17 protein-coding genes and 3 rRNA genes are annotated in these 26575 nt (G+C 68.0%); 19 read left to right on the top strand and 1 reads right to left on the bottom strand.

From position 1 onward, the window contains the following. Positions 1-43: 43 nt before the first annotated feature. The 9 genes from argC (at position 44) to BN1701_RS14090 (ending at position 9312) form a co-directional block, all read left to right on the top strand. Positions 44-1060, top strand: a complete 1017-nt coding sequence (argC, locus tag BN1701_RS14130; protein WP_054049056.1) for an N-acetyl-gamma-glutamyl-phosphate reductase — start codon at positions 44-46, stop codon at positions 1058-1060. 2 nt (positions 1061-1062) lie between these two features. Further along, positions 1063-2235: a bifunctional glutamate N-acetyltransferase/amino-acid acetyltransferase ArgJ gene (gene argJ / locus BN1701_RS14125; RefSeq protein WP_054055852.1), complete on the top strand. Its 1173-nt coding sequence runs from the start codon at positions 1063-1065 to the stop codon at positions 2233-2235. After that, complete coding sequence (argB, locus tag BN1701_RS14120; RefSeq protein WP_054049054.1) at positions 2232-3128, top strand: acetylglutamate kinase; 897 nt, start codon at positions 2232-2234, stop codon at positions 3126-3128. The genes argJ and argB overlap by 4 nt, the downstream gene beginning before the upstream one ends. After that, a complete protein-coding gene (locus tag BN1701_RS14115) occupies positions 3125-4315 on the top strand; it encodes an acetylornithine transaminase (protein WP_054049052.1) in 1191 nt (396 codons plus the stop codon). The genes argB and BN1701_RS14115 overlap by 4 nt, the downstream gene beginning before the upstream one ends. Positions 4316-4317: 2 nt before the next feature. Beyond that, positions 4318-5238, top strand: coding sequence for an ornithine carbamoyltransferase (argF, locus tag BN1701_RS14110; protein ID WP_054055851.1), 921 nt, complete (start codon positions 4318-4320; stop codon positions 5236-5238). Then, positions 5235-5777 carry an arginine repressor gene (locus BN1701_RS14105; RefSeq protein WP_054049048.1) on the top strand — a complete coding sequence of 181 codons (543 nt, stop codon included), beginning with the start codon at positions 5235-5237 and terminating at the stop codon, positions 5775-5777. The genes argF and BN1701_RS14105 overlap by 4 nt, the downstream gene beginning before the upstream one ends. After that, positions 5770-6963 carry an argininosuccinate synthase gene (locus BN1701_RS14100; RefSeq protein WP_054049046.1) on the top strand — a complete coding sequence of 398 codons (1194 nt, stop codon included), beginning with the start codon at positions 5770-5772 and terminating at the stop codon, positions 6961-6963. The genes BN1701_RS14105 and BN1701_RS14100 overlap by 8 nt, the downstream gene beginning before the upstream one ends. Positions 6964-7264: 301 nt before the next feature. Further along, positions 7265-8704: an argininosuccinate lyase gene (gene argH / locus BN1701_RS14095; protein WP_054049044.1), complete on the top strand. Its 1440-nt coding sequence runs from the start codon at positions 7265-7267 to the stop codon at positions 8702-8704. Continuing rightward, a complete protein-coding gene (locus tag BN1701_RS14090) occupies positions 8665-9312 on the top strand; it encodes a DNA-3-methyladenine glycosylase (RefSeq protein WP_054049043.1) in 648 nt (215 codons plus the stop codon). Before argH ends, BN1701_RS14090 begins: the two co-directional genes overlap by 40 nt. Before the next feature lie 7 nt (positions 9313-9319). On the opposite strand, the gene BN1701_RS14085 is transcribed toward BN1701_RS14090, so the two are convergent. Beyond that, positions 9320-11125, bottom strand: coding sequence for a bifunctional UDP-sugar hydrolase/5'-nucleotidase (locus tag BN1701_RS14085; protein ID WP_054049041.1), 1806 nt, complete (start codon positions 11123-11125; stop codon positions 9320-9322). Positions 11126-11318: 193 nt separating this feature from the next. Here BN1701_RS14085 and tyrS point away from each other — a divergent pair, with 193 nt between their 5' ends. The 10 genes from tyrS to recN all read left to right on the top strand — a co-directional run bounded on the left by tyrS (position 11319) and on the right by recN (position 26513). Beyond that, complete coding sequence (tyrS, locus tag BN1701_RS14080) at positions 11319-12602, top strand: tyrosine--tRNA ligase (RefSeq protein ID WP_054049039.1); 1284 nt, start codon at positions 11319-11321, stop codon at positions 12600-12602. Between the two features lie 494 nt (positions 12603-13096). Beyond that, a 16S ribosomal RNA gene (locus BN1701_RS14075) occupies positions 13097-14614 on the top strand. A 371-nt stretch (positions 14615-14985) separates the two neighbouring features. After that, positions 14986-18086 (top strand): 23S ribosomal RNA (locus BN1701_RS14070). 105 nt (positions 18087-18191) lie between these two features. Next, positions 18192-18308: ribosomal RNA gene (gene rrf, locus BN1701_RS14065) — 5S ribosomal RNA — on the top strand. The 16S, 23S and 5S rRNA genes sit together here, the layout of an rRNA operon. A 2092-nt stretch (positions 18309-20400) precedes the next feature. Next, positions 20401-21753, top strand: coding sequence for a hypothetical protein (locus BN1701_RS37290; RefSeq protein WP_231949598.1), 1353 nt, complete (start codon positions 20401-20403; stop codon positions 21751-21753). A gap of 29 nt (positions 21754-21782) precedes the next feature. Further along, the gene (locus tag BN1701_RS14055) at positions 21783-22793 is read left to right on the top strand and encodes an HAD-IIA family hydrolase (RefSeq protein WP_054049037.1); all 1011 of its coding nucleotides are present in this window, start codon (positions 21783-21785) and stop codon (positions 22791-22793) included. A gap of 9 nt (positions 22794-22802) precedes the next feature. Next, the gene (locus BN1701_RS14050) at positions 22803-23000 is read left to right on the top strand and encodes a hypothetical protein (RefSeq protein ID WP_157367972.1); all 198 of its coding nucleotides are present in this window, start codon (positions 22803-22805) and stop codon (positions 22998-23000) included. Between the two features lie 3 nt (positions 23001-23003). Beyond that, positions 23004-23813, top strand: coding sequence for a TlyA family RNA methyltransferase (locus BN1701_RS14045; RefSeq protein WP_054049035.1), 810 nt, complete (start codon positions 23004-23006; stop codon positions 23811-23813). Then, positions 23810-24697 carry an NAD kinase gene (locus tag BN1701_RS14040; protein WP_054049033.1) on the top strand — a complete coding sequence of 296 codons (888 nt, stop codon included), beginning with the start codon at positions 23810-23812 and terminating at the stop codon, positions 24695-24697. The genes BN1701_RS14045 and BN1701_RS14040 overlap by 4 nt, the downstream gene beginning before the upstream one ends. A 49-nt stretch (positions 24698-24746) precedes the next feature. Then, positions 24747-26513, top strand: coding sequence for a DNA repair protein RecN (gene recN / locus BN1701_RS14035; RefSeq protein ID WP_082859849.1), 1767 nt, complete (start codon positions 24747-24749; stop codon positions 26511-26513). Positions 26514-26575 lie beyond the last annotated feature (62 nt).

The raw sequence follows: 26575 nt of genomic DNA, 5'->3' as shown, positions 1-26575 counted from the left end.
AACATGGTTGAGTGAGTTTGCATAGCAGTGCATAATCATCCGCATGACGGTTCGGATCGCGGTCGCGGGCGCGAGTGGGTACGCCGGGGGAGAGCTGCTGCGGCTACTGCTCGCCCATCCCGACGTGGAGATCGGCGCGCTCACCGCGGGTGGCAGCGCGGGCACCCGCCTCGGGCAGCACCAGCCACACCTGCTTCCCCTGGCCGACCGCGTGCTGGTGGAGACCACCGCGGCGACCCTCGCCGGGCACGACGTCGTCTTCCTCGCCCTCCCGCACGGCCACTCGGCCGCCATCGCCGCCCAGCTCGACCCGAAGACCCTGGTCATCGACTGCGGCGCCGACCACCGGCTGACCGACGCCGCCGCCTGGGACCGCTGGTACGGCGGCGAGTACGCGGGTCACTGGCCCTACGGCCTCCCCGAACTCCCCGGCGGCCGGGAAGCGCTCACCGGCGTCAAGAGAGTCGCGGTCCCCGGCTGCTACCCGACGGTCAGCTCCCTTGCCATGGCCCCCGCCATGGACTTGGTCGAGCCCGAGGTCGTCGTGGTCGCCGTGTCCGGCACCTCGGGCGCGGGCAAGAGCCTCAAGCCCAACCTGCTCGGCTCCGAGGTCATGGGTTCGCTGTCGGCCTACGGCGTCGGCGGCGCCCACCGGCACACCCCCGAGATCACCCAGAACCTCAGCGCCGTGGCGAACGCGCAGGTCAGCGTGTCTTTCACACCGGTGCTCGCGCCGCTGCCGCGCGGCATCCTCGCCACGTGCAGCGCCACGCTCAAAGACCCGAACGCCGATGTGCGCGGTGCTTACGAGAAGGCGTACGCCGATGAGCCGTTCGTCCACCTGCTGCCCGAGGGGCAGTGGCCGACCACCGCCGCGGTCCTGGGCTCCAACGCCGTCCAGCTCCAGGTGACCGTCGACGCCGACCTCAACCGGCTCGTCGTGGTCGCCGCCATCGACAACCTCACCAAAGGCACGGCGGGTGCCGCCGTGCAGTCCATGAACATCGCGCTCGGCCTGCCGGAGACCACCGGCCTGTCCACTGTGGGAGTCGCACCGTGACCATCGACCGCGCCCTTGGCGTCGCCACCGCGCAGGGTTTCCGCGCCGCCGGTGTCGTGGCGGGCATCAAGACCAACGGCAAGCCGGACCTGACGCTGGTGGTCAACGAAGGCCCGACGACCCACGCGGCGGGCGTGTTCACCCGCAACAAGGTCAAGGCCGCGCCGGTGCTGTGGTCGCAGCAGGTGCTCACCACCGGCAAGCTCAAGGCCGTCGTCCTCAACTCCGGCGGCGCGAACGCGTGCACCGGACCCGAGGGCTTCCAGGACTCGCACGCCACCGCCGAGAAGGTCGCCGACGTCCTGGGCATCGGCGCGATCGATGTCGCCGTGTGCTCCACCGGGCTCATCGGCGAGCGGCTGCCGATGGACGCGGTCAAGTCCGGTGTGGACGCCGCGGCCAAGGAACTGGCCCACGGCAAGGACGCGGGCCTGGCCGCCGCCACCGCCGTGATGACCACCGACACCGTGCCGAAGCAGACCGCGTTCGTCCACGCCGACGGCTGGGCCATCGGCGGCTTCGCCAAGGGCGCGGGCATGTGCGCGCCGAACATGGCCACGATGCTCTCGGTCATCACCACCGACGCCCTGATCGACCCGTCGGCCGTCGAGCCCGCGCTGCGCACCGCCGTCGAGTTCACCTTCAACCGGCTCGACGTCGACGGCGGCACCTCGACCAACGACACCGTCCTGCTGCTGGCCTCCGGCGCCTCCGACGTCGCGGTCACCGAAGCCGAGTTCACCGAGGCGCTCACCGCCGTCTGCGCCGACCTGGTCGCCCAGCTCCAGGCCGACGCCGAGGGCGTCACCAAGCATGTGACGATCACCGTTCAGGGCGCCGCCAGCGACAGCGAGGCACTGGCCACCGCGCGGATCGTCGCCCAGGACAACTTGTGCAAGACCGCGTTCTTCGCCTCCGACCCCAACTGGGGCCGGATCGCGATGGCCGTCGGCAACGCGCCGACCGACTTCGACCAGCAGAAGCTCGACATCACGATCAACGGCGCGCAGGTCTGCAAGGCGGGCGGGCGCGGCGTCGACCGGACCGAGGCGGACATGTCCGGCCGGGACATCGAGATCGTGATCGACCTGCACGCGGGGCCGGGCGTCGGCACAATCCTCACCACCGACTTGTCTCACGCCTACGTCGAAGAGAACAGCGCGTACTCGTCATGAAGGCTTGGGAGCACAACACAGCTGCTGAGAAGGCCAGTGTGCTGATCGAGGCGCTGCCGTGGCTGCGGCGTTTCCACGGCGCGCTCGTCGTCATCAAGTACGGCGGCAACGCCATGATCGACGACACGCTCAAGCGCGCTTTCGCCGAGGACATGGTGTTCCTGCGGCTGGCGGGACTGCGCCCGGTCGTCGTGCACGGCGGCGGCCCGCAGATCAGCGCCATGCTCAAGCGGCTGGGCATCGCGGGCCGGTTCGAGGCCGGCCTGCGGGTCACCGACGCCGAGACCATGGACGTCGTGCGGATGGTCCTCACCGGCCAGGTCAGCCGCGAACTCGTCGGCCTGATCAACCAGCACGGTCCGTACGCGGTCGGCATCTCCGGCGAGGACGCGCACCTGTTCACCGCCGAGCGGCGCACCGCCGTGGTCGACGGCGCGGAGGTCGACCTCGGCCAGGTCGGCGACGTCGTAGAGGTCAACCCGGACGCCGTGCTCGACATCGTCAACGCGGGCCGCATCCCGGTGGTGTCCACCGTGGCGCCCGACCGCGACGGCCTGCCGCACAACGTCAACGCCGACACCGCCGCCGCCGCGCTCGCCATCGCGCTCAAGGCGGAGAAGCTGGTCGTGCTGACCGACGTCGAGGGCCTCTACGCGAACTGGCCGGACAAGTCGTCGCTGCTGCACGAGGTCCGGGCCACCGAGCTGGAGAAGCTGCTGCCCGGCCTGGAGAGCGGCATGGTGCCGAAGATGGAGGCGTGCCTGCGCGCGGTCGTCGGCGGCGTGCCCAAGGCGCACGTCATCGACGGCAGGCTCGCGCACTCGGTTCTGCTCGAAGTGTTCACCAGCAGTGGCGTCGGCACGATGGTGCTGCCGGATGAGGGGGAGTCATGATCGAGTCTAATGTGGACGGACAGGCGCGGTGGAAGTCCGCGCTGATGAACAACTACGGCACGCCCGCGCTGTCCATCGTGCGCGGTGACGGCGCCTACCTGTGGGACGCCGACGGCACCCGCTACCTCGACCTGGTCGGCGGCATCGCCACCAGCGCCCTCGGCCACGCGCACCCGGCGATCATCGAGGCGGTCAGCAAGCAGATCGCCACGCTCGGCCACACCTCGAACCTCTACATCAACCCGGTGGCCGTCGAGTTGGCCGAGACGCTGCTCGACGTCGCCGGGATGACCGGCAACGCCAAGGTGCTGTTCACCAACTCCGGCGCCGAGGCCGTCGAGGCCGCGTTCAAGCTGACCCGGCTCACCGGCAAGACCAAGGTCGTCGCCTGCCACGGCGCCTTCCACGGCCGCACCATGGGCGCGCTGACGCTGACCGGGCAGCCCGCCAAGAGCACCCCGTTCCAGCCGCTGGTCCCCGATGTCACGCACATCCCGTTCGGAGACGTCGAGGCTTTGAGGGGGGCTGTGGACAACTCCACCGCCGCTGTCTTCATCGAGCCTATTCTCGGTGAGGGCGGCGTCATCCCGGCTCCGGACGGTTTCCTGCAGGCGGCGCGGGAGATCACCACGAAGGCGGGCGCGCTGCTCGTGCTCGACGAGGTGCAGACCGGCATCGGCAGACTCGGCGGGTGGTTCTCGTTCCAGCAGGCGGGCATCACGCCCGACGTGTTCACGCTGGCCAAGAACCTCGGCGGCGGCCTGCCGCTCGGGGCGTGCGTCGGTGTGGGCGCCGCGGCCGACCTGTTCGGTCCCGGCCACCACGGCACGACGTTCGGCGGCAACCCGGTGGCGTGCGCGGCGGGTCTCGCGGTCATCCGCACCCTGGCGGCCGACGGCCTGCTCGACCACGTCGCCGCGCTGGGCAAGGACATCACGGCGGGGATCGAAGCCATCGACCACCCGCTGGTCACCGGCGTGCGCGGACGCGGGCTGCTGCTCGGCATCGGCCTGGCCAAGCCGGTGTCGGCCGCGCTGGCGAACGCGGCGCAGGCGGCGGGGTTCCTGGTCAACAACGTCCAGCCCGACGCGGTGCGGCTCGCCCCTCCGCTCATCCTCACCGACGACCAGGCGGGCGAGTTCCTGTCGGCGCTGCCCTCGATCCTCGACACCGTGGACCAGGAGTGACCATGACCGTGCGCCACTTCGTCCGCGACGACGACCTGACCCCGGCCGAGCAGCGGGAAGTCCTCGCCCTGGCCAAGGTCCTCAAGGGCGCCCCGCTGTCCCAGCGCCCGCTGGAGGGCCAGTCGGTCGCCACGATCTTCGAGAAGAACTCCACCCGGACCAGGTTGTCGTTCGAGGTCGGCATCCAGCAGCTCGGCGGCCAGCCGATCGTCGTGGACGGCCGCACCATGCAGCTCGGCCGCGAGGAGACCATCGAGGACACCTCGCGGGTGCTGTCGCGGTACGTCGACATGGTCGTCTGGCGCACCTACGCGCAGAAGCGCATCGAGGCGATGGCGTCGGCGTCGGCCGTCCCGGTGATCAACGCGCTCACCGACGAGTTCCACCCGTGCCAGGTGCTCGCCGACCTGATGACCATCGAGGAACGCCACGGAAAGCTCGCGGGCGTCACCGCCACCTACCTCGGCGACGGCGCCAACAACATGGCCCACTCGCTGCTGCTCGGCGGCGCGACAGCGGGCATGCATGTGCGGGTCGTGGCGCCGGAGGGCTTCCAGCCCAACGCGGAGTTCGTGCAAGACGCCAAGCACCGGGCCACCGAGACCGGCGGCAGCGTCACCCTGCTCACCGACCCGCACGCCGCCGTCGACGGCTCCGACGTGCTCGTCACCGACACGTGGACGTCCATGGGTCAGGAGAACGACGGCAAGGACCGGGTCGCCCCGTTCCGCAAGCTCCAGGTCAACACCGAACTGCTGGAGCGCGCCGCCCCCGGCGCGATCGTGCTGCACTGTCTGCCCGCCCACCGCGGCTGGGAGATCACCGACGAGGTCATCGACGGCCCCGCCAGCGCGGTGTGGGACGAGGCGGAGAACCGGTTGCACTCGCAGAAAGCGCTCATGGCGTGGCTGGTGACCCAATGACCAACTCCGCCTCCACCAGGGCCGCCCGCCAGGCGCGCATCGTCGAGATGGTGTCCGACCGGGCGATCCGCAGCCAGACCGAATTGGCCACGCTGCTGGGCGCCGAAGGCATCGACGTCACCCAGGCCACGCTGTCGCGCGACCTCGACGAACTCGGCGCGGTCAAACTCCGCGGCGTAGACGGCGGCGCCCCCACCTACGTCATCCCCGAGGACGGCAGCCCCGTGCGAGGCGTGCAAGGCGGCACCGACCGCTTGGTCCGCCTGCTCAGCGAGCTGCTCGTCTCGGCCGACGGCTCAGCCAACCTCACCGTGCTGCGAACCCCGCCCGGTGCGGCGGGCTTCCTGGCCAGCGCCATCGACCGGGCCGCGCTCATCGACGTGGTCGGCACGATCGCGGGCGACGACACCCTCATGGTGATCGTCCGGGAACCGCTCACCGGGCTCCACATGGCGGAGAGATTCACCGCGATGGCCTCCCGCAACGGGTCGAATCCAGCGGGAACAGACTTGCCGAAACAAGGAGAAAGCAATGAGTGACAGGGTGGTGCTGGCCTACTCGGGTGGGCTGGACACGTCGGTGGCCATCGGCTGGATCGCCGAGGAGACCGGTGCCGAGGTCGTCGCCGTGGCGGTCGACGTCGGCCAGGGCGGCGAGGATCTCGACACGATCCGCAAGCGCGCCCTCGAATGCGGCGCGGTCGAGGCCGTCGTCATCGACGCCCGCGACGAGTTCGCCGAGCAGTACTGCCTGCCCACGCTGCAGGCCAACGCGCTCTACATGGACCGCTACCCGCTGGTGTCGGCGATCTCCCGCCCGGTGATCGTCAAGCACCTGGTCGACGCGGCCAAGTTCCACGGCGCCACCACCGTCTCCCACGGCTGCACCGGCAAGGGCAACGACCAGGTGCGCTTCGAGGTCGGCATCGGCGCGCTCGCTCCCGAGCTGAAGGTCGTCGCCCCGGTCCGCGACTTCGCCTGGACCCGCGAGAAGGCCATCGTCTGGGCCGAGGACCGCAACCTGCCCATCGACGTGTCGAAGAAGTCGCCGTACTCCGTCGACCAGAACGTCTGGGGCCGCGCGGTCGAGACCGGCTTCCTCGAGGACATCTGGAACTCCCCGATCGAGGACGTCTACTCCTACACGTCGAACCCGGCCGAGCCGCGCGACGCCGACGAGGTCGTCGTCACCTTCGACAAGGGCGTCCCGGTGGCCATCGACGGCGAGACCGTCACCGTGCTGCAGGCCATCCAGGAACTCAACCGCCGCGCGGGCGCCCAGGGCGTCGGCAGGCTCGACATGGTCGAGGACAGGCTCGTGGGCATCAAGAGCCGCGAGGTCTACGAGGCGCCCGGCGCCATCGCCCTGATGACCGCGCACGCCGAGCTGGAGAACGTCACCGTCGAGCGCGACCTGGCCCGCTTCAAGCGGACGGTGTCGCAGCGCTGGGCCGAACTGGTCTACGACGGCCTCTGGTTCTCCCCACTGAAGTACGCCCTGGACGCCTTCATCGCCGAGACCCAGGCACACGTGTCCGGCGACATCCGGCTCACCCTGCACGGCGGCCGCGCGGTCGTCACGGGACGGAAGTCGGAACAGTCGCTGTACGACTTCAACCTGGCGACATACGACGAGGGCGACACTTTCGACCAGTCCTTGGCCAAGGGCTTCGTCCAGCTCTGGGGCCTCCCCAGCAAGATCGCCGCCAAGCGGTCTGGAAACTGAGACATGGCGCTCCCTTCGGTCGCGCGGCTCGGCCGCTTTTAGGTGACGATCCGGGGGCCCGCGAACACGAGCGACTGCGTCGCCGTGCCCGCGAACCCCCGGATCGCCACCGCGACCGAGCGGCTCGGCCGCTTTTAGGTGGCGAGCGCTTTGGCCCGAACCATCCACATCGGCCGAACCATCCACAACCCAGGCGCACACACCCACGCAAACCCCCCACCGCCGATAGACTGGCCAGGGGACGTCCCCCCGGGAAGGGTGGGGGCTGCGTGCGGGGCGTTCGAGTCCAGAAAGGACGATCGTGACCGAGCAGGAACCCACCGCGTTGTGGGGTGGGCGCTTCACGTCCGGCCCAGCCGAAGCCATGGCCGCACTGAGCCTGTCGACGCATTTCGACTGGCGGCTGGCCCGCTACGACATCGCCGGATCCCGAGCCCACGCGCGGGTCCTGCACGGCGCGAACCTCCTCACCGACGACGAACTCGCCGGGATGATCGAGGCGCTGGACGTCCTGGAGGCCGATGTGGTCTCCGGGGCGTTCACCCCGGTCCCCGCCGACGAGGACGTCCACACCGCCCTCGAACGCGGTCTGATGGACCGCGCGGGCCGCGACCTCGGCGGCAAGCTCCGCGCAGGCCGCTCCCGCAACGACCAGATCGCCACCCTCTTCCGCATGTACCTGCGCGACGCCGCCCGGTTCGTCGCGGGTGGCACGCTCGATGTGGTCGAGGCCCTCCTTTTCCAGGCCAAGACCCACCCCACCGCGCCCATGCCGGGCCGCACGCACCTGCAGCACGCGCAGCCCGTGCTGCTCGCCCACCACCTGCTCGCCCACACCCAAGCCCTGCTCCGCGACGTCGACCGGCTGCGCGACTGGGACAAGCGCACCGCCATCTCGCCCTACGGCTCCGGCGCCCTCGCGGGCTCGTCGCTCGGCCTCGACCCGGCCGCCGTCGCCGCCGAACTCGGCTTCGACGCGCCCACCGAGAACTCCATCGACGGCACCGCCGCGCGCGACTTCGCCGCCGAGTTCGCCTTCATCGTGGCCATGCTCGGCGTGAACCTGTCCAGGGTCTCCGAGGAGATCATCATCTGGACCACCGCCGAGTTCGCCTACGCGACCCTGCACGACGCCTGGGCCACCGGCAGCTCGATCATGCCGCAGAAGAAGAACCCCGACGTCGCCGAACTGGCCAGGGGCAAGTCCGGCCGACTGATCGGCAACCTGTCCGGACTGCTGGCCACCCTCAAGGCACAGCCGCTGGCCTACAACCGCGACCTGCAGGAGGACAAGGAGCCAGTCTTCGACTCCGTCGACCAGCTCACCCTGCTGCTGCCCGCCCTCGCGGGCCTGATCTCCACGCTGACCTTCCACACCGACCGCCTCGCCGAGCTCGCGCCCGCGGGCTTCACCCTGGCCACCGACATCGCCGAGTGGCTGGTGCGCGAGGGCGTGCCGTTCCGCGTCGCCCACGAGGCGGCGGGGGAGTGCGTGCGCCGCGCCGAGGAGAGGGGAGTCGGACTGGCCGACCTCACCGACGCCGAGTTCACCGCCGTCAACCCAGCGCTCACCCCCAAGGTCCGAGAAGTGCTCACGGTCGAGGGATCCATCGCCTCCCGCGACGCGTACGGTGGGACCGCGCCGCAGCGGGTCGCGGAGCAGCGGGACCGGGTCGTGCGGCGGATCGAGGAGTACCGGAGTTGGGCGGAACACAGCACGTCCTCACGCGCGACGACCTAGCGGTCGACCCCGTCATCGCGGCCAAGCGGCTCTTGGGATGCGTGCTCGAATCCCGCACCGACGAGGGCACCGTCGCGATCCGGCTCGTCGAGGTCGAGGCCTACCGCGGCGGCGACGATCCCGCGTCGCACTGCTATCGCGGCCGGACGCCACGCAACGAGGTGATGTTCGGCCCGGCGGGGCACCTGTACGTGTATTTCGTCTACGGCATGCACTTCTGCGCCAATGTGGTCTCGCTGACCGACGGCGTGCCCGGCGCGGTCCTGCTCCGCGCCGGGGAAGTGGTGTCTGGAGTGGACATTGCCCGCGCCCGCAGACCGGGGTCGCGCAACGACCACGAACTGGCGAAGGGCCCGGCCCGGCTCACCACTGTCCTCGGCCTCGAACGCCCGCACAACGGCGCCGATCTCACCGACCCTGATTCGCCGGTCCGCCTGCTCGCGGGCGATCCCGTGCCCACCGAGGACATCGCCGTCGGCCCCCGCGTCGGCGTGGCGGTCGCGATGGACGTGCCGTGGCGCTTCTGGGTCGACGGCTCCCGCTCAGTCAGCGCCTATCGCCGAGGCGGGAAAATGGAACGGGGGCGCCGGAGCGCCCCCGTTCTTTGAGCAGATATCAGCCGAGCTTGGTGATCCGGTTCGCCGGGCCCGCGGACACCGGGGCGGCGGCCAGGTGCGCGACGAGCGCGTCGACGTCGAAGCCGGGCGCGGTGGTCCGACCCGTGCCGTCCTTCAGCTTGGTGAAGCCGTCACCGCCGTTGGCGAGGAAGTCGTTCGACGTGACCTTGTAGGTCGCCGCCGGGTCCAGCGGGACACCGTTGAGTGCCATCGCGGAGACCTTTTCACCCACGGGCTTGGTGCTGTCATAGGAGTAGGTGAAGCCCGCCGAGACCTGCAGGATGCGCTGCGTGGTCTGACCCGCGAAGCCCACGAACTGCTGCTCGAGCACCTCCTTGACCTGGGCGCCGGTGAACGACTGGGTGACGACCAGGTTGTTGAACGGCTGGACGGTGAAAGCCTCGCCGTAGGTGACGTCGCCCGCGGGCTCGCCGCCCGGCGAGAACGCGTACGACAGGTCCGCGCGGATGCCGCCCGGGTTCATGAACGCGATCTGCGCCTGCTGCGAGCTGGTGTAAGCCAGCTGCGCGTCGGCGATGACATCGCCGAGCGGGCTCTCACCGGCGGAGTTGTTCGTCCGCGAGATGTTCTCGGTGATCTTGCCGACGACCCTGTTGGCCAGCGGTGCGACCGCGGCGCGGTACTTGTCGACGATGGCCTTCGCGCCCGCGTGGACCAGCTCCGGGTTGCGGATGAAGTTGCCCGCCGCGTCCTTGGCCCAGGTGCCGTCGGCCAGCTTGACGCCGTTCTCCGCGATCACGTTGCGCGCGTTCACCTCGGTGAACTTGCGGGTCTTGCGGTCGACGGTGAAGCCGATGTCGGTGACCAGGGTGCCGTTGGAGCCCGCGCTGGTGACCACGGAGTTGGCGCCCGAGGAGTTCGGCAGCGCGCAGCTGTAGAAGCGGTGCGTGTGGCCGGAGACGACCACGCCGTACTCAGGCCGCAGGCCCGCGACGATGTTGGTGATCGGGCCCGCGAAGTTCGCGCAGCTCGACGGGTCCTGCGGGCTCGGCGGCGCGCTCTGCTGGCCGCCCTCGTGGATCAGCAGCACCAGCGACTTGATGCCCAGCAGGCTCAGCAGCTTGGCGTAGTTGTTGGCGGTGGTCACCTCGTCGAGGAACTCGACATTGGCGATGCCCGCCGGGTTGACGATGCTCGGGGTGCCCTTGAGCGTCATACCGACGAACGCCACCGGCACGCCGCCGACGAACTTGATGCTGACCGGGCTAAGGATCGGCAGCCGGGTCTTCTTGTCGACCACGTTCGCGGCGAGGTAGCGGTACTTCGCGCCGTCGAAGCCGTCGCCGTCCTGGCAGCCGTCGGTCGGGTGGCACCCGCCGCGCTGCAGGCGCTTGAGCTCGGTGACGCCCTCGTCGAACTCGTGGTTGCCCACCGACGAGATGTCCAGGCCAAGCTCGGAGAGCACCTCGACGGCGGGCTCGTCGTGGAACGCGGCGCTGATCAGCGGGGTGGCGCCGACCAAGTCACCGGCGCCGACGGTAAGGACCTTCTCGCCGTTGGACTCGCCCTGCTCGCGCAGCCTGCCGACGTGGGTGGCCAGGTACTCCGCGCCACCGGCCGGGGTGCCGTTGACGAGGCCGCCGCTGCCCGTGGGCGGCTCCAGCGCGCCGTGGAAGTCGTTGAAGCCGAGCAGCCTGCCCTTCGCCACGCCTGCCGGGCCGGGTTCGGTGTGGGCCACCTTCACCGGGGACATCGGGGTCCAGGACGCGTCGGCGGACGGGACGCTGCTGGGCGCGGCGAGTGGGATCGCCACCATGACCGCGGCCGCGAGGGCGGCGGGCATCGCGTAACGGAGAAGCGGTCTTGCACCTGGCACGGGGTCGCCTCCAGTCGAGAGTTCACAGACCAAGGCATCCTCTACCCGTATGGCCGCTTGTGCATAGGACTTGGTTGATCGGGCGATGGCAGGCGGGCGAACAGGCGATGACGGCAATCCGCTCGCGCCCAGGTAGGGGCCGTGCGAGAAGATGACTGCCGTGAGTGAGCACATTCTCGACGAGCTGTCCTGGCGCGGCCTGATCGCGCAGTCCACCGACCTCGACGCCCTGCGCCGGGATCTCGACGCGGGTCCGCTCACCCTCTATTGCGGATTCGACCCGACCGCGCCCAGCCTGCACGCCGGAAACCTCGTCCCGCTGCTGATGCTGCGGCGCTTCCAGAAGGCGGGCCACCAGCCGATCGTGCTGGCGGGCGGGGCGACGGGCATGATCGGCGACCCGCGCGACAGCGGTGAGCGCACCCTGAACACCACCGACGTGGTGGCCGAGTGGGCAGGCCGCATCCGCGGCCAGTTGGAGCGCTTCGTCGACTTCGACGACGCCAACGGGCCGGGCACGGGCGCGATCCTGGCGAACAACCTGGACTGGACCGGCGGGATGTCGGTGCTGGACTTCCTGCGCGACGTCGGCAAGCACTTCTCGATCAACGTGATGCTGGCGCGGGAGACGGTCAAGCGCAGGCTCGAGACCGACGGTATGTCCTACACGGAGTTCAGCTACCTGCTCCTGCAGTCGCACGACTACCTGCGCCTGCACCGGGCGCACGGCTGCAAGCTGCAGGTTGGCGGGTCCGACCAGTGGGGCAACATCATCGGCGGGGTCGACCTGGTCCGCCGGGTCGACGGGGCTTCCGTGCACGCGCTGACCGCGCCGCTGGTCACCGACGCCGAGGGGCGCAAATTCGGCAAGTCCACCGGCGGCGGCAACGTCTGGCTCGACCCGGAGATGACCTCGCCGTACGCCTGGTACCAGTACTTCGTGAACGTGGGCGACGCCGACGTCGTGCGCTACCTGCGGCTGTTCACCTTCCTCGACAAGGACGAGATCGAGGCGCTGGAGCGGGACACGACCGAGCGCCCGCACCTGCGGGCGGCGCAGAAGCGCCTGGCCGAGGAGTTCACGACGCTGGTGCACGGCGCGCACGAGACACGGCAGGTCGTGGCGGCCAGCCAGGCGCTGTTCGGACGCGGAGAACTGGGCGAACTGGACCTGTCCACGCTGGACGCGGCGATGTCCGAGGCGCCGACAGGGACAGCACGGCTGGCGGACGAGCCGACCATCGTCGACCTGCTGGTGGCGTCCGGGCTCGCGGAGAGCAGGGGAGCGGCGCGGCGCACGGTGGGTGAAGGTGGCGCGTACGTGAACAACGGCAAGGTCACCGACGAGGCGTGGACGCCGTCGAAGGAGGACCTGCTGCACGGGAAGTGGCTGGTCCTGCGCCGCGGCAAGCGCAACACCGCTGGGGTCGAAGTCCAGCCCTGAGCCCGTCCGAGTGGTGCCCCTGTGGCCGTCGATCCCCTGGTGGATCGGCGGCCACAGCTGTTTGCGCAGGTCAGAGCGCTGGATACTCGATCTTCACGAAAGTTCGTGTGATCGCGGTCACATTCACACCGGAGATCACGTGGGTTACGTTGTCTGTAGACCCGACACAGGGGCGGTGACCTGCGGTTTCCGTCCGGCGCGGGCGCCTGGGGGTGCGATTTGACCCCAGGTTTGCGCACGTGTAACTTTATCCAAGTCAGAGCGGAACGGGCCGGGAAAACCGGAACGGGGCCTGGCGAAACCAAAGTCTTAAAGCCTCTTGCTGAAGCTGCTGTGTGTGGCTGACGCGGATGTGCGTGTGTTGTTTGAGAACTCAACAGTGTGCCGATTTAAGCCAGTAGAGCTTAAATGATTGAACCCCTTTGTGGGTTCCTTTGAGATGAATTGATGCCAGTTTTGGTGTCTTTTTGTCAGGCAGAGAACACTCTGAAACATTATTGGAGAGTTTGATCCTGGCTCAGGACGAACGCTGGCGGCGTGCTTAACACATGCAAGTCGAGCGCTGAAGCCCTTCGGGGTGGATGAGCGGCGAACGGGTGAGTAACACGTGGGTAATCTGCCCTGCACTCTGGGATAAGCCCGGGAAACTGGGTCTAATACCGGATATGACCACTTCACGCATGTGTTGTGGTGGAAAGTTCCGGCGGTGCAGGATGAACCCGCGGCCTATCAGCTTGTTGGTGGGGTAGTGGCCTACCAAGGCGACGACGGGTAGCCGGCCTGAGAGGGCGACCGGCCACACTGGGACTGAGACACGGCCCAGACTCCTACGGGAGGCAGCAGTGGGGAATATTGCACAATGGGCGAAAGCCTGATGCAGCGACGCCGCGTGAGGGATGACGGCCTTCGGGTTGTAAACCTCTTTCAGCAGGGACGAAGCGCAAGTGACGGTACCTGCAGAAGAAGCACCGGCTAACTACGTGCCAGCAGCCGCGGTAATACGTAGGGTGCGAGCGTTGTCCGGAATTATTGGGCGTAAAGAGCTCGTAGGCGGTTTGTTGCGTCGGTCGTGAAAACCTGGGGCTTAACCCTGGGCCTGCGATCGATACGGGCAGACTTGAGTTCGGTAGGGGAGACTGGAATTCCTGGTGTAGCGGTGAAATGCGCAGATATCAGGAGGAACACCGGTGGCGAAGGCGGGTCTCTGGGCCGATACTGACGCTGAGGAGCGAAAGCGTGGGGAGCGAACAGGATTAGATACCCTGGTAGTCCACGCCGTAAACGGTGGGTGCTAGGTGTGGGGAACATTCCACGTTCTCCGTGCCGTAGCTAACGCATTAAGCACCCCGCCTGGGGAGTACGGCCGCAAGGCTAAAACTCAAAGGAATTGACGGGGGCCCGCACAAGCGGCGGAGCATGTGGATTAATTCGATGCAACGCGAAGAACCTTACCTAGGCTTGACATGGACTGGAAACCTGCAGAGATGTAGGCCCCCTTGTGGCTGGTTCACAGGTGGTGCATGGCTGTCGTCAGCTCGTGTCGTGAGATGTTGGGTTAAGTCCCGCAACGAGCGCAACCCTCGTTCTATGTTGCCAGCGCGTGATGGCGGGGACTCATAGGAGACTGCCGGGGTCAACTCGGAGGAAGGTGGGGATGACGTCAAGTCATCATGCCCCTTATGTCTAGGGCTTCACACATGCTACAATGGCCGGTACAGAGGGCTGCGAGACCGTGAGGTGGAGCGAATCCCTTAAAGCCGGTCTCAGTTCGGATCGGGGTCTGCAACTCGACCCCGTGAAGTCGGAGTCGCTAGTAATCGCAGATCAGCAACGCTGCGGTGAATACGTTCCCGGGCCTTGTACACACCGCCCGTCACGTCACGAAAGTCGGTAACACCCGAAGCCCATGGCCCAACCCGTAAGGGAGGGAGTGGTCGAAGGTGGGACTGGCGATTGGGACGAAGTCGTAACAAGGTAGCCGTACCGGAAGGTGCGGCTGGATCACCTCCTTTCTAAGGAGCATCTGACCCCGTCCAGCTTGCTGGGCGGTGGGAGGGCCAGGCCGCCGGCGAATGCCCGGTGGGTGGTTGCTCATGTGCTGTGGAACTACTGGACGAGCTGAGACTCGCGGCGCCGGTCATGCGGCAAGTACTGCCACCCGCAAGGGTGTGCGTGGAACGTCAGTGATTGGGGTTGTGGAGTGGATGTGTGTCGGCACACTGTTGGGTCCTGAGACAACACCCGTTGGGGTGTTGCACTCTTCAGGGCTGGCCGCGGGAGCAGACCGCCGATACCTCAGCGAGGGTCGGGCTGGTGTTTTCAGGGATGCGGTTGTGCCTCTGGTTGGTGTTTGAGAACTGCACAGTGGATGCGAGCATCTTTGTAGCAAGATATTAAGGGCATACGGTGGATGTCTAGGCATCAGGAGCCGATGAAGGACGTAGGAGGCTGCGATAAGCCTCGGGGAGCTGTCAACCGAGCTGAGATCCGAGGATGTCCGAATGGGGAAACCCGGCATCAGTCATGTGGTGTCACCCGCACCTGAATCTATAGGGTGTGTGGAGGGAACGCGGGGAAGTGAAACATCTCAGTACCCGCAGGAAGAGAAAACAACCGTGATTCCGTGAGTAGTGGCGAGCGAAAGCGGATGAGGCTAAACCGTGTACGTGTGATACCCGGCAGGGGTTGCGTATGCGGGGTCGTGGGACCTATCTGGTCAGTCTGCCGGCTGGTCGGGGAGTGAGAAAACACTGTGTTAGCGGAACATGTCTGGAAAGCGTGACCGTAGTGGGTGAGAGTCCCGTACGCGAAAACTCAGTGTCTCCCGATGGTGTTCCCAAGTAGCAGCGAGCTCGTGGAATTTGCTGTGAATCTGGCGGGACCACCCGCTAAGCCTAAATACTTCCTGGTGACCGATAGCGGACTAGTACCGTGAGGGAAAGATGAAAAGTACCCCGGGAGGGGAGTGAAAGAGTACCTGAAACCGTGTGCCTACAAGCCGTCAGAGCCTTTCGGGGTGATGGCGTGCCTTTTGAAGAATGAGCCTGCGAGTTAGTGCTGCGTGGCGAGGTTAACCCGTGTGGGGTAGCCGTAGCGAAAGCGAGTCTGAATAGGGCGCTTGAGTCGCGTGGTCTAGACCCGAAGCGGAGTGATCTACCCATGGCCAGGGTGAAGCGACGGTAAGACGTCGTGGAGGCCCGAACCCACCAGGGTTGAAAACCTGGGGGATGAGCTGTGGGTAGGGGTGAAAGGCCAATCAAACTCCGTGATAGCTGGTTCTCCCCGAAATGCATTTAGGTGCAGCGTCGCATGTTTCACGCCGGGGGTAGAGCACTGGATGGTCTAGGGGGCCTACAAGCTTACCGAAATCAACCAAACTCCGAATACCGGTGTGTGAGAGTGCGGCAGTGAGACTGCGGGCGATAAGGTTCGTAGTCGAGAGGGAAACAGCCCAGAACACCAGCTAAGGCCCCTAAGTGTGCGCTAAGTGGGAAAGGATGTGGGGTCGCCCAGACAACCAGGAGGTTGGCTTAGAAGCAGCCACCCTTGAAAGAGTGCGTAATAGCTCACTGGTCAAGTGGTCCTGCGCCGACAATGTAGCGGGGCTTAAGCGCACCGCCGAAGCTGTGTCATTCACACAATACATCCCCGCCCTTTTGGGTGGGCAGTGGTGTGGATGGGTAGGGGAGCGTCGTGCAGCCATCGAAGCGGCGGAGTGATCCAGTCGTGGAGGCTGCGCGAGTGAGAATGCAGGCATGAGTAGCGAAAGAAGAGTGAGAAACTCTTCCGCCGGATGACCAAGGGTTCCTGGGCCAGGCTAATCCGCCCAGGGTAAGTCGGGACCTAAGGCGAGGCCGACAGGCGTAGTCGATGGACAACGGGTTGATATTCCCGTACCCGTGTGGACGCGTCCCTGGTGAGCTCGGTGATACTAACCGCCCAAAGCATGAGTCCCTTCGGGGGCGGAGTGTGGAGCGCGGGACCTGATCCGGTAGTAGCCAAACGATGGGGTGACGCAGGAGGGTAGCTCCGCCACCAGTTGGTGTGTGGTGTAAGCGTGTAGGCCGGTTGATAGGCAAATCCGTCAACCACATAGGCTGAGACGTGATGCATAGCCGAATGAGGCGAAGTAGAGTGATCCCATGCTGCCGAGAAAAGCCTCTAGTGAGTTTCCACGCGGCCCGTACCCCAAACCGACACAGGTGGTCAGGTAGAGAATACCAAGGCGATCGGGTGAACTATGGTTAAGGAACTCGGCAAAATGCCCCCGTAACTTCGGGAGAAGGGGGGCCACAGGACTTGAAGCCCTTCGCGGGCTAGGGTCAGGTGGCCGCAGAGACCAGCGAGAAGCGACTGTTTACTAAAAACACAGGTCCGTGCGAAGTCGCAAGACGATGTATACGGACTGACGCCTGCCCGGTGCTGGAACGTTAAGAGGACCGGTTAGTCCGCAAGGGCGAAGCTGAGAATTTAAGCGCCAGTAAACGGCGGTGGTAACTATAACCATCCTAAGGTAGCGAAATTCCTTGTCGGGTAAGTTCCGACCTGCACGAATGGCGTAACGACTTCTCGACTGTCTCAACCATAGGCCCGGCGAAATTGCACTACGAGTAAAGATGCTCGTTACGCGCGGCAGGACGGAAAGACCCCGGGACCTTTACTATAGCTTGGTATTGGTGCTTGGTTCGGTTTGTGTAGGATAGGTGGGAGACTGTGAAGTCCGCACGCCAGTGTGGGTGGAGTCAATCTTGAAATACCACTCTGATCGTACTGAGTGTCTAACTTCGGACCGTGATCCGGTTCAGGGACAGTGCCTGGTGGGTAGTTTAACTGGGGCGGTTGCCTCCCAAAGGGTAACGGAGGCGCCCAAAGGTTCCCTCAGCCTGGTTGGCAATCAGGTGTCGAGTGCAAGTGCACAAGGGAGCTTGACTGTGAGACAGACATGTCGAGCAGGGACGAAAGTCGGGACTAGTGATCCGGCGCTGGCTGGTGGAAGCGGCGTCGCTCAACGGATAAAAGGTACCCCGGGGATAACAGGCTGATCTTGCCCAAGAGTCCATATCGACGGCATGGTTTGGCACCTCGATGTCGGCTCGTCGCATCCTGGGGCTGGAGTAGGTCCCAAGGGTTGGGCTGTTCGCCCATTAAAGCGGTACGCGAGCTGGGTTTAGAACGTCGTGAGACAGTTCGGTCCCTATCCGCCGCGCGCGCAGGAGACTTGAGGAAGGCTGTCCCTAGTACGAGAGGACCGGGACGGACGAACCTCTGGTGTGCCAGTTGTCCCGCCAGGGGCACGGCTGGTTGGCTACGTTCGGAAGGGATAACCGCTGAAGGCATCTAAGCGGGAAGCTCGTTCCAAGATGAGGTCTCCCACCCCCTTTGAGGGGTTAAGGCCCCCAGCAGACCACTGGGTTGATAGGCCGGAAATGGAAGCCCAGTAATGGGTGGAGTTGACCGGTACTAATAGGCCGAGGGCTTGCTACAAACATGCTACGCATCCACTGTGCGGTGTCTGAGACACCAACCACCCCCACACACCCCGATACTGTCGGGTTGAGCGTGGGGTCGCTGGTTACTGTTTCATAGTGTTACGGCGGTCATAGCGGCAGGGAAACGCCCGGTCCCATCCCGAACCCGGAAGCTAAGCCTGCCAGCGCCGATGGTACTGCACTCGTGAGGGTGTGGGAGAGTAGGACGCCGCCGGACAATCATTCCCAAAGGGGCTTGTGGAGGTGCACGTTGAAGCGTGCACTGTCCACAAGCCCTTTTGGCGTCATCGGTGTATGTCGCGGGTCAGCCCGCTTGCAGGAGGATTAGGGTGTCGGAGTTCGGGCGACGGGACGATTCCAGCGGTGGCGACCGCCGAGGCGGTGACCGTCGATCCGGAACGGGTCGCGGCGACCGCGGCGACAACCGCGATCAGGGCGGCCAGCGCCGCCAGTCCGGCGACTGGAAGCCCCGCCGCGACGACAACCGCGGCGCCACCGGCGCCGTGTGGAAGCGCGACGACTCCCGCTCCGGCGAAGGCCGCCCACACCGCGGCGCCTCGCAGGACCGCGGCGGCTACCGCCCGAACCCCACCGACCGCGACGCGCGCGGCCCGCGCCCCGACCGGGATTCCCGTGGCTACAAGGGATCCGGGGACCGCGACTCCCGCCCCAGCGGCTACCGGCCCAGCAGCTCAGAAGACCGCGGGTCCTCCCGCTCCAACGACCGCGACGACCGAGGTCCCCGCACCACCGGCGACCGTCCGACGGGTGACCGCGGCGGTTACCGGTCAGGTGGCAGCGACCGCTCAAGCGACACCCGTGGCGGCTACCGGTCGAACGACCGCGGCGGATTCCGTCCCGGCGACCGCGACTCCCGCCCGGAGCGCGGCGGCTATCGCTCCGGCGACTCGTCCGGTGACCGCTCAGGCGGATACCGTTCCAGCGACCGCGACGACCGTGGCGGCCCCCGCACCGGCGGCGGCTACCGTTCCGACGACCGCGGTGGCAGCCGCTCGACCGGCGACCGTAGCGGCTATCGCTCGGGTGATCGCGACGACCGTGGCGGCGCCCGTTCCAGCGGTGGCTTCCGCTCTGGCGATCGCGATGAGCGCGGCGGCCCCCGGTCGGGAGGCTTCCGCTCGGGTGATCGCGACGACCGTGGCGGCGCCCGTTCCAGCGGTGGCTTCCGTTCCGGCGATCGTGACGATCGTGGTGCCCGCTCGACCAGCGGTGACCGTGGTGGTTTCCGGTCCGGAGACCGCGACGACCGTGGTGCCCGCTCGACCGGCGGCGGTGGTTTCCGCTCTGGCGATCGTGACGATCGTGGTGCGCGCTCGACTGGTGGCTTCCGTTCTGGCGATAGGGACGATCGTGGTTCCCGTGCCGGTGGCGACCGTGGTGGGTTCCGTTCCGGCGACCGCGACGACCGTGGTGCCCGTTCCACTGGCGGTGATCGTGGCGGTTTCCGGTCCGGAGACCGTGATGACCGCGGTGGCGCGCGTTCCAGCGGTGGCTTCCGTTCCGGCGATCGTGACGACCGCGGCGGCGCTCGTTCGGGTGGGTTCCGCTCGGGTGATCGTGACGACCGCGGTTCCCGTACCGGAGGTGCCCGCTCTGGTGACGACCGTGGTGGCCGCTCGGGCGGTTACCGCTCTGATGACCGCGGCGGTGCCCGTTCGACTGGTGCTGACCGTGGTGGCTACCGGTCTGGTGATCGCGACGACCGCGGTTCCCGTCCCAGTGGCGGCTTCCGCTCCGATGACCGAGGATCCCGCACCGGTGGCGGCTTCCGGTCTGACGACCGTGGCGGCCGCTCTGGCGGCTATGACAAGGACGCCCGTGGGGGCTACCGGTCAGGTGACCGGGACACCCGCGGCGCCTCCCGCTCCGACGACCGCGGCACCCGCCCCACCGGTGGATATCGCGGCAGTGACCGGGACGACCGCGACAGCCGCGGCGGTGCCCGGCCCGACAGCGGGTTCCGTTCCGGCGCAAAGGATTCCGGCTACAAGCGTGACTCGGACGACCGGCGGCCGACGGGCAAGAGCGACCGAGCCCCGCGCTCGGGCGACCGGCCTGGCTACCGCCCCGCAGACCGTGACAGCCGTAGTTCGTACCGCCCGTCCGATCGATCTGACGATCGTGGTTCGTACCGTCCGTCAGACCGCACAGAGGAACGTGGTTCATACCGTCCGGCCGATCGGTCCGATGATCGTGGTTCGGACCGTCCGACAGCCGACCTCGACGCCCGTGAATCCGTTCAGTCGGAGGCTCCCGACGAGCGCGTGCTGTCGGCCGAGGTTTCCGCCGTGTCGGACGTGGAGTCGGCGGAGACGGTTGAGCGCGCTGACAGCGGCGAGCGTTCGGTAGAGCGCCCTGCCCGTGATCGGGATGACCGTCCGCGCAGGCGGGACGACAGCCGTGACTCCGCGCCCGGCGAGTACGGGCCCCAGGTTCCCGAGGGTGCTGACTACGCCGCACTCGACGCTGAGGCGCGGGCCGGGTTGCGGAGCCTGCCGAAGTCGCTGGCCGAGATGGTCGGCAAGCACCTGGTGGCCGCGGGCATGCTCATCGACGAGGACCCGCAGCGTGCTCTGGTGCACGCTCGGTTCGCGCGGGAGCGGGCCGCTCGGGTGGCGATCGTGCGGGAGGCCGCAGGTCTGACCGCCTACCACGCGGGTGAGTGGGCCGAGGCGCTCTCGGAGCTGCGCGCCGTGCGGCGGATGAGTGGCGGCAACCACCACATCGCCGTGATGGCGGACTGCGAGCGGGCGCTCGGCAGGCCGGAGCGGGCGCTGGAACTGGCCAAGGAAGCCGGTTCCGACCTGTCCCCGGACGTCGCCGTGGAACTGCGGATCGTCAGCGCGGGCGCGCGCCGGGACATGGGTCAGCTCGAGGCCGCTGTCGTCGGGCTGCAGGGCCCGGACCTGGACCCGAAGCGCCGCGACCCGTGGAGCGCGCGGCTGTTCTACGCCTACGCCGACAACCTTGAGGCCGCAGGCCGCACCGAGGACGCCATCCGCTGGTTCCTCAACGCCGCCCAAGCCGACGACGACGAAGACACCGACGCCGCCGAACGAGCCTTCGCCCTCGGCGCCGACGAGTCCGAGGTCGCCTCCGCCCTCCCCGGCGAAACCATCGAGATCGAAGACGACGTCGACCCCGATGCCGACGCTGACAACAGCGCCGACACGGATGACGCCGACGGCGGCAGCACCATCGCGGATGGCATCGGGCACCGCGACAACGACGGCGCCGACGACACCGCTCACAGCGACGTCGCGGGAAGCGATATCGACGGTGTTGACCTCAGCGACGACACCGCCGATGTCGGCCGCGCTGGTGGCGATGTCGCCAGTGACGTGGATGGCGACGTTGCTGCTGCTGGCAGCCTCGCCAGCGGCGACATCGCTGTTGATGACGATGCCGCCGATCACAGCCTCGCCGATGGCGATGCCGCCAACGACGTCGACGGTGACGTTGCTGCCGAAGACGTCGCGGGTGTCTCCGCCGGCGATGTCGTCGACCGTGATGGCGGAGACGTCGATGCGAACGAGCCTCACTCAGACGACGCGCTGTCCCAGGGTATGGATCACATCGGTGACCTCCCCCCGGCCGACGCGACCACCCCGGCTGGTACGAATCCCTCCGACCGAAGCTGAGTCCCGCCCACACCGGAGTGCGCTGACCGATGAGTGATCGGCTGCTCGACATCTACGACGCCCTCCTGCTCGACCTCGACGGCACCGTCTACCGCGGCGGCGTACCCGTCCCCGGGGCCGAGTACGCCGTGACCGCCGCGCGGGCCGACGGGGTCGCGGTGCGGTTCGTGACGAACAACGCGTCGCGGGCGCCGGGGGAGGTGTCGGCTCACCTCACCGAGATGGGGATCGCGGCCGATCCGGCTGAGGTCAGCACCAGTGGGCAGGCGGGGGCGGCGGTGCTCGCCGAGCGGCTCGACGCCGGTGCCGAGGTGTTGGTCATCGGGTCCGACGCGCTGGCCGACGAGGTGGTCAAGGTCGGTTTGACGGTCGTGCGACTGGCCGGGCCGAACGTGCGCGCCGTCCTCCAAGGACTTTCCCCGAGGACGGCGTGGGCCGATCTCGCGGAGGCGTGTGTGGCGATCCGGGGTGGTGCGCTGTGGGTGGCTTGCAACGTCGACCGGACGCTGCCGACCGACCGCGGTCTGCTGCCCGGCAACGGGTCGCTCGTGCACGCCCTGCGGGTCGCGACTGATCAGGAGCCGGTGGTGGCGGGGAAGCCCGCCACGCCGCTCATGGCCGAGTCCATTCGGTCGGCGGACGCGTCGCGGCCCCTGGTGGTCGGTGATCGGCTCGACACCGACATCGAAGGGGCCGTTTCGGCCAAGCTCGACTCACTGCTCGTGCTCACGGGCGTGGCGACCCCGGCCGACGTGCTCGCCGCGCGCCCGCACGAGAGGCCGACCTACGTCAGCGCCGATCTCTCCGCGGTGACCGACGCCGCCTCGGCGCTCGAATTCACCGCGAAGGCGGGCTGGACTGTCGGCACGGACGCGGGCGGCCTCGTCGCGGGCGGTGACGGCGACCCGCTCGACCTGCTTCGCACCCTGTGCGCCGCGCACTGGGCCGATGGGGAGGGCCCGGTCGACGTCCGCCCCTGTGACGACGGTGCCGCCGCCGCGTTGAGCGCGTTGGGACTCAGCGGGCAACCGATCGGATAGCGTGGAGGGGTGCAGGTGGAATTCGACGCGAACAGGCCGGTCCCTGGGCCGCCGCCCGGACAGCAGCCGGTCAGCGACGAGGCGATCGCCGACGCGGTGGCCGGACTCGACGGGCTCGACCGGCTCCCCGTTGCCGACCACGTAGACCGGTTCGACACCGTGCACATCGCCCTCACCGCGGCGCTCGCCAGTATCGACAAGGTCTGACCGGTGCCGCCCCGTCGGGCGCGGCTCGATGCGGAGCTGGTGCGCCGAGGTCTGGCCCGCTCCCGCGACCACGCCTCGCAGCTGATCGCCGAAGGCCGCGTCACCGTTCGCGGCACCGTCGCGAGCAAACCCGCCACCGCCGTCGAATCCGACGCCCCTGTCGTCCTCCGCGACGACGTCGACGATCCCAACTGGGCCTCCCGCGGCGCCCACAAACTCATCGGCGCGCTCGACGCGTTCGACATCGGCGTCGACGGCAAGCGCTGCCTGGACGCCGGAGCGTCCACCGGCGGATTCACCGACGTCCTGCTTCGCCGGGGTGCGCGTCAGGTGGTCGCCGCCGATGTCGGGCGCGGGCTGCTCGTCTGGCGGTTGCAGACCGACGACCGTGTGCTGGTGCGCGACAAGACCAACGTCCGCGCCCTCACCCAGGAAGACACCGACGGTCCGGTCGACCTCGTGGTCGCCGACCTGTCCTTCATCTCACTTGGCCTGGTCCTGCCCGCCCTGCTGAGCTGCACGAACCCCGACGCCGACCTGCTGCCGATGGTCAAACCGCAGTTCGAGGTCGGCAAGGACCGGCTCGGCACGGGCGGCGTGGTCCGCGACCCGCGGCTGCGCGCCGACGCGGTGTGCGGTGTGCTGCGCGCGGCGGGGGAGATGGGCCTGCGCGCGCACGGTGTCGTGGCGAGCCCACTGCCCGGGCCGTCCGGAAACGTCGAGTACTTCGCCTGGCTGCGCCGGGGTGACCCCCTGGCCGACGCCGAGGCGGCGGCACTGGTCGAAACGGCCGTCCAGGAAGGGCCCCAATGACAGACCGCGAGATCCTGCTGGTCGTGCACACCGGGCGCACCGAGAACCGGCGCACCGCGGAGAAAGTGGCGGGCTGGTTCCACTCGGCGGGGGTGCGCTTGCGTGTCCTCGACGACGAGGCACCCGACCTTGATCCGTCCTGCTACAGCGAGGTGGTCGACTTCGGCCCCGCCGCCGCGGTCGGCACGGAGCTGGTGTTCGTTCTCGGCGGCGACGGCACGCTGCTGCGCGCCGCCGAGATGGCCAGGCCCGCGGGGGTGCCGGTGCTCGGGGTCAACCTTGGCCGCGTCGGCTTCCTCGCCGAAGCCGAGTCCGACGCGCTCGAAGAGGCCGTCGCGCTGGTCGTGGAGCAGGGCTACCACGTTGAGGAGCGCATGACGGTCGATGTCGTGGCCACCCGCGACGGTGAGGTCCTCGCCGACACGTGGGCGCTCAACGAGGCCAGCGTGGAGAAGAGCAGCCGCGAACGCATCCTCGACGTCCGGATCGAGGTCGACGGCCGCCCGGTGTCCTCCTTCGGCTGTGACGGCGTGCTGTGCGCGACGCCGACCGGTTCGACCGCCTACGCCTACTCCGCGGGCGGGCCGATCGTGTGGCCGGATGTACAGGCCATGCTCGTGGTGCCCAGCAACGCCCACGCGATGTTCTCCCGGCCGATGGCGGTGTCGCCGCGCTCGGTGGTCGCCGTCGAGGTCGACCCGGCGGGCCACCCGGCGGTGCTGTGCTGCGACGGCCGCCGCACCTTCGACATCCCGCCCGGCTCGCGGATCGAGATCGCCGGTGGGAAGCTGCCGATCAAGCTCGTCCGGCTGCGCGACGAGCCATTCACCGACCGGTTGGTCGACAAGTTCGACCTGCCCGTGCAGGGATGGCGGTCCCGGTGACGACGGTTTGTCATGTCGAGCCGCTAGGGTGCGCGTTGTGCTAGCCGAGATGCGTATCCAGGACCTCGGCGTGATCGACGAGGCCACGCTGGAGCTCCACCCCGGATTCACCGTCGTCACCGGCGAGACCGGCGCGGGTAAGACCATGGTCGTCACCGGCCTGCACCTGCTGTCGGGCGGCCGAGCGGAGGCCTCTCGCATCCGCAGCGGCAAGTCGAAAGCGGTGGTCGAGGGCCGGTTCGAGGGTCTGGCGGGGTCGGCGGCCAAGGTCGCGGGCGACGCGGGTGCCGACCCGGAGGACGACGGCAGCCTGATCGCGCTGCGCACGGTCAACTCCGACGGGCGCTCCCGGGCGCATCTGGGCGGCCGCTCGGTGCCGGTCGGGGTGCTGTCCGACCTCGCCGAGCAGCTGATCGCCGTACACGGCCAGAACGACCAGCTGCGCCTGCTGCGGCCCGCCGAGCAGCGCGCGGTGATCGACCGGTTCGCGGGCGACGACGTCGCCCCGGTCCTGGCCGACTACCACCGCGTGCGCGCCGAGTGGATCTCCGTCACCGAGGAACTGGCCGACCGCACCCGCCGAGCCAAGGAAATGGCCCGCGAGGCCGACATCCTGCGCCAGGGCGTCGAGGAGATCGCGGCGGTCGACCCGAAGCCGGGCGAGGACGTCGAGCTGGTCGACCAGGCCCGCCGCCTCGCCGACGCCGACCAACTTCGAGAGGCCGCCTCAGGCGCGAGCTACGCGGTGTCGGGCTCGCCCGACGGCGACCCGGACCTACCGGGTGCGTTAGGGCTGATCGGCGAGGCCCAGCGCAGGCTCGCCGCCGCGGATGATCCGCGCTTGAAGGAGCTGGAGCCACGGCTGGCTGAGGCCGCTGTGCTGCTCACCGACGTCGGTTCCGAGCTAACGGCCTACCTGGATTCCCTGGACGCCGATCCGGCGGTGCTGGAGCAGGTGCTGGCGCGGCAGGCCGAGCTGAAGGTGGTCACCCGGAAGTACGCGGCGGACGTCGACGGCGTGCTGGCATGGGCGCGGGACGCTGTGGACAAGTTGGCGGGCCTGGACACCTCGGAAGAGGCACTGGGCGAGCTCGCGGCGCGCAAGATCGCGTTGGCGCAGCAGCTCGCGGGCATCGCCGTTGGGCTGACCGCCGCGCGTACCAAGGCCGCAGAGGAACTGGCCAAGGCTGTGACGGACGAGCTGAGCGGCCTGGCGATGGGCCAGGCCAGCATCCAGATCGCGGTTCGTCCCCGACCGGCCGACTCGGGTGACCCGGTCGCCCTGGAGGTCGCTGGAGAGCTGCTGCACGCGGGCTCGGACGGCGTGGACGACGTCGAGCTATTGCTGGTAGCGCATGACGGCGCACAGCCGTTGCCGGTGCACAAGGGTGCGTCGGGCGGTGAGCTGTCGCGAGTGATGTTGGCGATCGAGGTCGTGCTGGCGCACTCGGATCCGGTGCCGACGCTGGTGTTCGATGAGGTCGACGCTGGAGTGGGTGGCCGGGCGGCGGTGGAGATCGGCAGGCGGCTGGCCCGGTTGTCGCGTAGCCATCAGGTCATCGTGGTCACGCACCTGGCCCAGGTCGCGGCGTTTGCCGATCGGCATTTGATCGTGGACAAGAGCGCTTCCGGTGGAGTCACGCGCAGTGATGTCCGAATGCTGGACGACACAAACCGGGTGATCGAGTTGGCCCGAATGTTGGCAGGCATGGACTCGACGGAGACCGGACGGGCACACGCCGAGGAACTGCTCGCGGTCGCCGATGGCGAGAAGCACGATTGGAAGCTGTCGGGAAAGCCCCGCCCTGGGCGGTGACGCCCCGGGTCCGAACCCAACAAAGTCACCAACAGAGCCGCACCTTCACCCGATGGTGCGGA

The organism is Alloactinosynnema sp. L-07 (assembly GCF_900070365.1).
Lineage (GTDB): Bacteria > Actinomycetota > Actinomycetes > Mycobacteriales > Pseudonocardiaceae > Actinokineospora.
Note: the sequence above shows the minus strand (reverse complement) of the source record. Positions and strands in the feature narration are given on the sequence as shown.